Source organism: Streptomyces sp. SM1, from assembly GCF_002910825.1.
Taxonomy (GTDB): Bacteria; Actinomycetota; Actinomycetes; order Streptomycetales; family Streptomycetaceae; genus Streptomyces; species Streptomyces okerensis.
In genome coordinates this window covers 1-8,450 of record NZ_NEUB01000018.1, presented here as the reverse complement: position 1 = coordinate 8,450, position 8,450 = coordinate 1, and the positions used below count along the sequence as shown (strand labels likewise).

Annotated in this window: 8 protein-coding genes; all 8 read left to right on the top strand. The window is 73.5% G+C overall.

Annotated elements, in window-relative coordinates:
- A partial coding sequence (locus tag B9S61_RS00275) for a PP2C family protein-serine/threonine phosphatase (protein ID WP_103540357.1) occupies positions 1-1,877 on the top strand: 1,877 nt, incomplete at its 5' end.
- A gap of 105 nt (positions 1,878-1,982) precedes the next feature.
- Complete coding sequence (locus tag B9S61_RS00270) at positions 1,983-2,378, top strand: anti-sigma factor antagonist (protein WP_103540354.1); 396 nt, start codon at positions 1,983-1,985, stop codon at positions 2,376-2,378.
- A gap of 70 nt (positions 2,379-2,448) precedes the next feature.
- Positions 2,449-3,348: an STAS domain-containing protein gene (locus B9S61_RS00265; RefSeq protein WP_103540353.1), complete on the top strand. Its 900-nt coding sequence runs from the start codon at positions 2,449-2,451 to the stop codon at positions 3,346-3,348.
- A complete protein-coding gene (locus B9S61_RS00260) occupies positions 3,345-3,764 on the top strand; it encodes an STAS domain-containing protein (protein ID WP_181007165.1) in 420 nt (139 codons plus the stop codon). The genes B9S61_RS00265 and B9S61_RS00260 overlap by 4 nt, the downstream gene beginning before the upstream one ends.
- Positions 3,764-4,204 carry an anti-sigma regulatory factor gene (locus B9S61_RS00255; protein WP_103540351.1) on the top strand — a complete coding sequence of 147 codons (441 nt, stop codon included), beginning with the start codon at positions 3,764-3,766 and terminating at the stop codon, positions 4,202-4,204. Before B9S61_RS00260 ends, B9S61_RS00255 begins: the two co-directional genes overlap by 1 nt.
- The gene (locus B9S61_RS00250; protein ID WP_103540356.1) at positions 4,204-5,271 is read left to right on the top strand and encodes an ATP-binding SpoIIE family protein phosphatase; all 1,068 of its coding nucleotides are present in this window, start codon (positions 4,204-4,206) and stop codon (positions 5,269-5,271) included. Before B9S61_RS00255 ends, B9S61_RS00250 begins: the two co-directional genes overlap by 1 nt.
- The gene (locus B9S61_RS00245) at positions 5,268-6,989 is read left to right on the top strand and encodes a PP2C family protein-serine/threonine phosphatase (protein ID WP_103540350.1); all 1,722 of its coding nucleotides are present in this window, start codon (positions 5,268-5,270) and stop codon (positions 6,987-6,989) included. Before B9S61_RS00250 ends, B9S61_RS00245 begins: the two co-directional genes overlap by 4 nt.
- A gap of 132 nt (positions 6,990-7,121) precedes the next feature.
- Positions 7,122-8,450: NAD(P)/FAD-dependent oxidoreductase (locus B9S61_RS00240; protein ID WP_181007164.1), on the top strand; the 1,329-nt coding region annotated here is incomplete at its 3' end.

Below are 8,450 nucleotides of genomic sequence, written 5' to 3'. Positions count from 1 at the left end.
CGGTCCGGCGGGGGATCCTGCGTGGTGAGCAGCCGGACCGTGCCGGGTGCTACGTGCCGCCGGACGTGGCGACGGTCGCCCGGTGTGCCCTGACGGAACGGGACGGGCTGTGGATCGGGTCGCCGGACGACCGGGGTCTGCCCAGCGTCGGCCGGCACCACTACCCGGACGGCGGCAGGGCGGCCGTGCCCGCCGGCACCGGGGGGCGCGTGTACGGGGTGCTGGAGATCGTCTGGCCCGCCCCGCTGCCGGAGCAGCCGCCGCAGATCGTCCGTCAGGTGGAGGCCCTGGCCGAGCTGTGCGCGCACACCCTGGAGACGTACACGCCGCCGAGCGGCCCGGCCCGGCAGCCGCGGGTGCCGCCGGACGCGGCGGAGCTGACGGATCTGGCCGACGGGCTGTACGACCCGGCCCTCGTCCTCGTGCCGCACCTGGACGCCTCCGGGAACCTGCTGGACTTCCGTATCCAGCATGTCAACGGCCGCTTCCTGGACCCGGCCGGCCGGCCGCGCGCGATGGTCAGCGGCGCGCTGATGCTGGAGGCGTATCCGATGGCCGCCGGGGACAGCGAGCTGTTCCAGCGGATCGAACGGGTGTACGCGACGGGTGAGCCGTTCCGGGCCCGGCGGATGCATCTGACCGCGCTCGTCGGCCAGGTGCCGCTGGCGGCGGTCGCGGACATCAGCGTCAGCCGGCACGGCGACGGGATCCTGTTCATCTGGCGGATCGAGGACGAGACGGCACGGCTGGCGAGCCTGCTCCAGCACGCCCAGCGGCTCGGCCGGATCGGCGGGTTCGAGGAGAACCTGCTGACCGGCGAGATCACCTGGAACGGTCAGCTGTTCGACCTGTACGGGCGCCCGCAGTCGAGTCTTCCGGTGCCGCTGGAGGAGCTGCCCGCGCACGCCCATCCGGACGACGCCGTCGCCGTCGGCCGTTTCCTGCGCACGCTGCTGCACCACCGGCGGCCGGCCTCGGCGGCCTTCCGGCTGCAACGGCCGGACGGGGTGACCCGGCACATCCGGGTGGTGGCCGAGCCGGTGCTGGACACCGACGGCCGGCTGCTCACCACCCGCGGCGCCTACCAGGACATCTCCTCCCAGCACTGGACGGAGGTGGCGCTGGCCGCCACCCGCGACCAGCTGGCGCACACCGAGCAGCACGCCAGTGAACGGGACCGGCTGGCACTGCAGCTGCAGCGCGCCATCATGCCGCCCACCCAGGCGCCGCTGCAGGTGCCCGATCTGGACGTGGCCGTGCGCTACCGGCCCGCGGAGGCGGAGCAGCTGGTGGGCGGCGACTGGTACGACGCCGTGGTGCTGCCGTCCCGGCTGGTGCTGCTGTGCGTGGGCGACGTCGCCGGCCACGGGATAGAGGCCGCGACCAGCATGGTCGTCCTGCGCAACGCGCTGCGCGGGCTCGCCGTCACCGGGGCGGGCCCCGGTCAGCTGCTGTCGTGGCTGAACATCGTGACGCACCATCTGACGGGCGGTGTCAGCGCCACAGCGGTCTGCGGCCTGTACGATCCGGCCTCGCGCATGCTGCGGTGGGCACGCGCGGGCCATCTGCCGCCGGTGCTGGTGCGGGGTTCCGAGGCCGCGCCGCTGCCGATGACGGGCGGGTTGCTGCTGGGTGCCGTACCGGAGGCCTCGTACGAGGAGGCGGAGGTGCGGCTGGCCCCCGAGGACAACCTGCTGATGTACACGGACGGCCTGATCGAGCGCCGGGACCGTACGGTGGAGGAGTCCCTGACGCATCTGCTCGCCACCGCCGCCACGGCCCCGGGCACGCTCGACCAGCGGCTCGACCGCCTGCTCACCTACAGCAGGTCGGACACGGACGACGACACCTGCATCGTGGGTATCCGCGTGGGCTGAGCGCGGTCGCCCGAACGGCGGGCACGCGCGGAGGCATGAGGGGGCGATTCGGGGGTACGCGCGGCTGCGCGACGAAGAGCTTGATCACCTTGTTGGAGGTACTCCGTGCACACTGCCCAGGACCCGTTGTCCGTCGAAGTGACCCTTCCCCGTGAGGATGTGGCCCTTCTCACGGTGGAGGGGTATTTGGACGTCGACACGGCGACCGAGTTCCAGCACCACCTGGCGAACCAGCTCCACCACGGCCGCCGGCACTTTCTGCTCGACCTGTCGGCGGTCCCCTTCATGGACTCGTCCGGGATGAACATCATCCTGCGCGTGTACCAGGAGGCGCGGGAGCTGCCCGGGAGCGTGCACATCATCTCCCCCGCCCCCGCCGTGCGCCGCATCCTGGACCTGACGGGGGTGAGCATCACCGTCCCGGTGTCGGAGAGCGTCGAGGAGGCGCTGGAGCGGGTGGACCGGCAGCCGGAGACGCCCCCGGCCGAGCCGGAGTCCTGAACACATCACACATTCCCGGTGCCCCGAGACGGGCTCGGCGCGAGACGACCACGACGAGGAGAGGAATCAGGTGCCGCAGCACGAAACGGGCGCAACACCCCCGACACCGGCGCAGGAGGTCAGGGACTTCCTCTGGCGGCGCAGTGAGCAGATCGCCCAGCGGTGGGCGGACGAGCCCCTGTTCCGTGCGGTGTTCACGGTCTCGCGCGAGGAGGCGGTGGAGGCCGGCAAGGCGGTGGTCGACGCGCTCGCCCAGGTCGCCGACTCGCAGCGGGTCGAGGACCCGGACGCCGCGGGCTTCACCGGGGTGCGCGAGCAGCTGGCACGGATGGGGGCGGCCCGCTCCCGCGCGGGACTGTCCGCCACCCAGGTGTCGTCCGAGCTGGCCGCGCTGCTGCCGCCGGTGGAGAACCTCCTGGTCGCCGATCTGGAGCAGGAGGAGCCCGAACGACTGCGTGAGGCCTCCACGGCGCTCAGCGTGCTGCTGGGCACGCTGCGTCTGGTGGCCATGCAGACCGCGCTGAGCGAGATCCAGGCGCTCACCGACCGGCAGCGGCTCCAGCTGCTGGAGGTGGCGACACCGGTGATCAAGCTCTGGGACGGCATCGTGGCGGTCCCGCTGATCGGGACGCTGGACAGCGCCCGCAGCCAGGTGGTGATGGAGACGCTGCTGAACGCGGTGGTCGACCAGCACGCCCGGTTCGCGATCCTCGACATCACCGGCGTTCCCACGGTGGACTCGCTGGTGGCCCAGCATCTGATGAAGACGGTCGCCGCGGCCCGGCTGATGGGCGCGGAGTGCGTGGTGTCCGGTATCCGGCCGGCGATCGCGCAGACCATCGTGCACCTCGGTCTGGACCTCGGCACGGTGAAGACCCGGGCCGGTCTCGCGGACGCGCTCGCGTACTGCCTGCACGAGCTGGGGACGAACATCGTGGCGGCGGCGCCCGGCGGAGCGGGCCGCCGGTGAGCGGGGGGTTCTCCCGCCCGATGGCGGGACATGTGCCGGTCCTCAGGCTCGGGGACATGCTGCTGGTGACCCTGCAGGGAGCACTCCACGACAGCATGGCGGACCAGCTCCAGCAGGATCTGGCCGAGACCATCGTCGGCAGCCGCATCAGGGGGGTGGTCATCGACATCTCCGGTGTGGAGATGATCGACTCGTTCCTCGGCCGGGTACTGGCCGAGATCGCCGCCCAGACGGAACTGCTGGCCGCGCGGACCGTGGTGGCCGGAATGCGGCCCGCGGTCGCCATCACCCTGGTGGAACTGGGACTGACCCTGCCGGGACTGCGGACCGCGCTCACCACCGAGGCGGCGATGGAACTCCTCGCACAGCCCATCGTGCCGGTGCGGACCGGCGGCGTGCGCGAGGAGAGTCCGTGATGCACACCGGCGCGGGTGTGGAGGCCCGCCTGCCGATACGGTCGGACATGGATCTGGTATGGGTACGTCAGCATGTGCGGCAGGCCGCCGCCAAGCTCGGCTTCTCCCTGGTGGACCAGACGAAACTGGTGACCGCCGCCAGCGAGCTGGCGCGCAACACACTGGTGCACGGCGGAGGCGGCCGGATGGAGGCGTCGCACGTCACCACCGGCGGGACCGACGGGCTGCGGCTCGCCTTCAGCGACTCGGGACCGGGCATCCCCGATCTCGACCGGGCGCTCAGTGACGGCTACACCTCCGGCGGCGGGCTGGGCATGGGGCTGGGCGGCGCCCGGCGCCTGGTGCACGACTTCGCCGTCGAGACCGCCCCCGGGGCGGGGACCACCGTCCGGGTGACCTCGTGGGTGTCCCGGCCGCCGCGGCTGCGGGGGGACGTCTGATGCCCCGCGTCTGGGACGTACCGGTGCAGGACCCGACCCGGGTGCGTGACGTACGGGTCGCGGCGGAGGAGGCCGCGGCCCTGGCCGGGCTGGACGAGCGGCGCACCGCCGCCGTGTCCCTGGTGGCCACCGAGCTGGCCACCAATCTGCTCAAGTACGGTCAGGCGGGCGGGGTGCTCATCGACGTCGTGGACCCGCCGCTGCCGCGGGAGGGCCGGCCGGGGCGGGCCGTGCAGATCACCGCGCTCGACCACGGGCCGGGCATCGCGGATCCGGCCGTGGCGCAGCGGGACGGGTACTCCTCCAGCGGCTCGCTCGGCGCGGGCCTCGGCACGTGCCGGCGGCTCTCCGACGACTTCGGTCTGCACAGCGTGCCCGGCCGGGGCACCGTGGCGATGGCCCGCATCGGCCCCGAAACCGGCCGTACGGGTCACGGCGGGGAGCGCCCGGGCGACCTCGGTGTGCACGCCGGCGCCGTGAACGTCCCGTTCGCCGGCGCGGCCTTCTCGGGGGACGCCTGGGCCTGGGTCAGGTCCGGCGACCGCGCGACGCTGATGCTCGCCGACGGTCTGGGACACGGGAGCGAGGCGGCCCGTGCGTCGACCGCAGCCGTCGAGGAGCTGCGCCACTGGGCCCGGCTGCCGCCCGCCGAGGCCCTGCACAAACTCCACGACGCCCTGGCCGGTACGCGGGGCGCGGCCGTCGCGGTCGCCCAGCTGGACAGCTGGACGGGCCGGCTGCGCTTCGCGGGGATCGGCAACGTGTCGGCCCGGCTGCGGGAGGGCGACCGCTGGCGGTCCCTGCTGTCCCGGCCGGGCATCGTCGGGGTCCACCAGCCGCACACCGTGCGCGAGGACGAGGTCGCCTGGACCGCCGGGAGCCTGCTGATCCTGCACACGGACGGGCTGCCCGGCCGCTGGACGCCGCCCCCGGACACCGGACAGCCGCCGGCCGACCCGGCCGTGACGGCCGCCGTGACCGTCCGGGACGCCGGCAGTTCCGCGCGCCCGGTGCGGGACGACACCGCCGTGGCCGTGCTGGCCCCCGTCCCGTCGGAGCGCCCATGACACGCAGCTGGCGGATCGACGGCGTCACGGACGCGGCACGCGCCCGTATCGCCGTGGCCCGGCTGGCCGCGGCGTACGGGGTGCCCACCGTGGAGCGGGCCCGGCTGACCGCGGCGCTCAGCGGCCACCTGCGCCAGTGCCTCACCAAGGGCGGCACCTGGGTGCTCACCCTGGAGGGGCCGGGCTCCCCCGCCGGAACGTCCGACCTGCACGCCGTGGTGGCCCCGGTCCCCGGCGCGGGCGCCGCCGGCCGCGCCCCGTGGACGGTGACCGTCCCCTGCGCCGCGACGGGCGAAGTCCCCGGGGAGGACACGGTGACGGACGATCCGGCCGGCCTGTCCGAGGCCCTGCTGGGCGCCGACGAGGACACGGCCGTGGTGCTGGCTCAGCTCGCCGGGCAGGAGGAGCTGGTCGCCTTCCACCGGGAGGAACTGCACCAGACCAATCAGGGCGTCGTGGTACTGCACGCCGAGCTGGACGCGGCGGGACGGGCACAGCAGGCGGCGTTCGCCGCCGAGCGCAGGGCGCGCGAGGAGGCGGAGAAGGCCCGGCACCGGCTGACCTTCCTGGCGGACGCGAGCGCCGCGCTGAACGCCTCGCTGAACCACGACGAGATCGTGCGCCGGCTGCCCGAGCTGCTGGTGCCGCGGTACGCCGAGAGCGTCGACGTATGGCTGTTCGACCACGACCACGACGACGACCGGCACCGGCCCGCCGCCCACTCGGGCGCGGCGGTCCTGGCTGCCCGCACCGGACGCCCGCAGTACGCCGCCGACCATCCCGGGGGCCTGCCCGGGGTGGACGACCGGCCGCCGTCGGCCCTGGCTCCCGAACGGCCGCTGCTGTGCGTCCCGCTGCCGGCGCGCCGGACCCCGCTGGGTGTGCTGACGCTGTCGCCGCCCGGTGAGCGCTGGGACCCGGACGACGCGGTCATGCTGATCGAACTCACCCGGCGGGCCGGCACCGCCATGGACAACGCCCGCCGGTTCGAGCACAACCGGGACATCGCCGAGACGCTGCAGCGCGCCCTGCTCACGGAGCTGCCGACGACGCCGGGCCTGAGCCTGGCGGCGCGCTACCTGCCCGCCACGCACGGGCTGAACATCGGCGGCGACTGGTACGACGCGTTCCGCCAGCGGGACGGCAGCCTGATCACCGTCATCGGCGATGTGACCGGGCACGGGCTGCACGCGGCGGTGATGATGAGCCAGCTGCGCACCGCGCTGCGCGCCTACGCCGTCGACGGCGGCGGGCCCGGCCGGCTGCTGACCCGGCTGCACGGGTATCTGCGCCACCTCCAGCCGGATCTGTTCGCCACCGCGGTCATCGCGCGGTTCCATCCGGACGGGCACACCCTGACATGGGCCGCGGCGGGCCATCCGCCGCCGGTGCTGCGGCTGCCCGACGGACGGGTACGGATCCTGGACGCCAAGCCGGGCGCGATGCTCGGCATCCCGCTGCGTCAGGACATCGCCGACCACACCGAGCGGCTGACGCCCGGTTCGACGCTGGCGCTCTACACCGACGGGCTGGTCGAGCGGCGGGCCCTGGGCATCGACCCGGGCATCGAACGGCTCGCCCAGGCCCTCGGGACGTACGGTTCCGCCGCTCTGGACGCGGACCTGGAGGAGTCGGCGGACCGGATACTCCATCCGCTGCTGAGCGACTCCGAGCGCGAGGACGACGTGTGTCTGCTGCTGTGTCATCTGCACGGCTGAGGCGGGGGCGACGGGTGCGTCCCCGGTGGCTTCCCGGTGCGTTCCCGGGCCGGTGAGGGCATCGTGGTCCTGCACAGGGGCACGCGTCAGGCATCGACGTCCGAGGCAGACCGCCTGGAGCCGCAGGAAGGGATGGACACCGTGACACGACCCAGGATCCTCGTGGTGGGCGCGGGCTTCGCCGGCGTGGAGTGCGTGCGGCGGCTGGAACGCAGGCTCGGTCCGGACGAGGCCGACCTCGCGCTGGTGACACCGTTCTCGTACCAGCTCTATCTGCCCCTGCTCCCCCAGGTGGCCTCCGGGGTGCTGACCCCGCAGTCGGTCGCGCTCTCGCTGCGCCGCAGCGAGAGGTACCGCACCCGGATCATCCCGGGCGGGGCGATCGGCGTGGATCTGCGGTCCAAGGTCTGTGTCGTCCGCATCGTCAACGGCGAGATCCTCAACGAGCCGTACGACTACATCGTGCTGGCCCCCGGAAGCGTCACCCGGACCTTCGACATCCCAGGGCTGACGGACCACGCCTTCGGGATGAAGTCGCTGGCCGAGGCCGCCTACCTCCGCGATCACGTCATCTCCCAGCTCGATCTGGCCGACGCGAGCCACGATCCGGCGGAGCGGGCCTCGCGGCTGCAGTTCGTGGTGGTCGGCGGCGGTTACGCGGGCACCGAGACGGCGGCCTGTCTGCAGCGGCTGACGCACGCCGCCGTGAAGCGCTATCCGCGGCTGGACCCGGGACTGATCAAGTGGCATCTGATCGACATCGCGCCGAAGCTGATGCCGGAGCTGGGCGAGAAGCTGGGCCGCAGCGCGCACGAGATCCTGACCCGGCGCGGCATCGAGATCTCGTTGGGCGTCTCCATCTCGAAGGCGAGCGCCGAGGAGGTCACCTTCACCGACGGCCGGGTGGTGCCCACCCGCACCCTGATCTGGACCGCCGGTGTGGTGGCCAGCCCGCTCATCGCCACGCTCGGCGCGGAGACCGTCCGGGGACGGCTCGCGGTCAACGCGGACATGCGCCTGCCGGGCCACGACGGGGTGTTCGCGCTCGGTGACTCGGCCGCGGTGCCCGATGTGGCCAAGGGCGACGGCGCCGTGTGCCCGCCGACCGCGCAGCACGCGCTGCGGCAGGGCAGGCAGGTGGCCGAGAACGTCATCGCGACCCTGCGGGGCCGGCCGGCCCGGCCGTACGTGCACAGGGACCTCGGGCTGGTGGTGGACCTCGGCGGCACCGACGCGGTGTCCCGGCCGTTCGGTTTCGAACTGCACGGTCTGCCCGCCCAGGCGGTGGCCCGCGGCTACCACTGGTCGGCGCTGCGGACCAACGTCGCCAAGACCCGGGTGATGACCGACTGGCTGCTGAACGCGGTGGCCGGCGACGACTTCGTACGCACCGGGTTCCAGGCGCACCGGCCCGGGAATCTGCGGGACTTCGAGTACCTCGACGCCTATCTGACGCCGGAG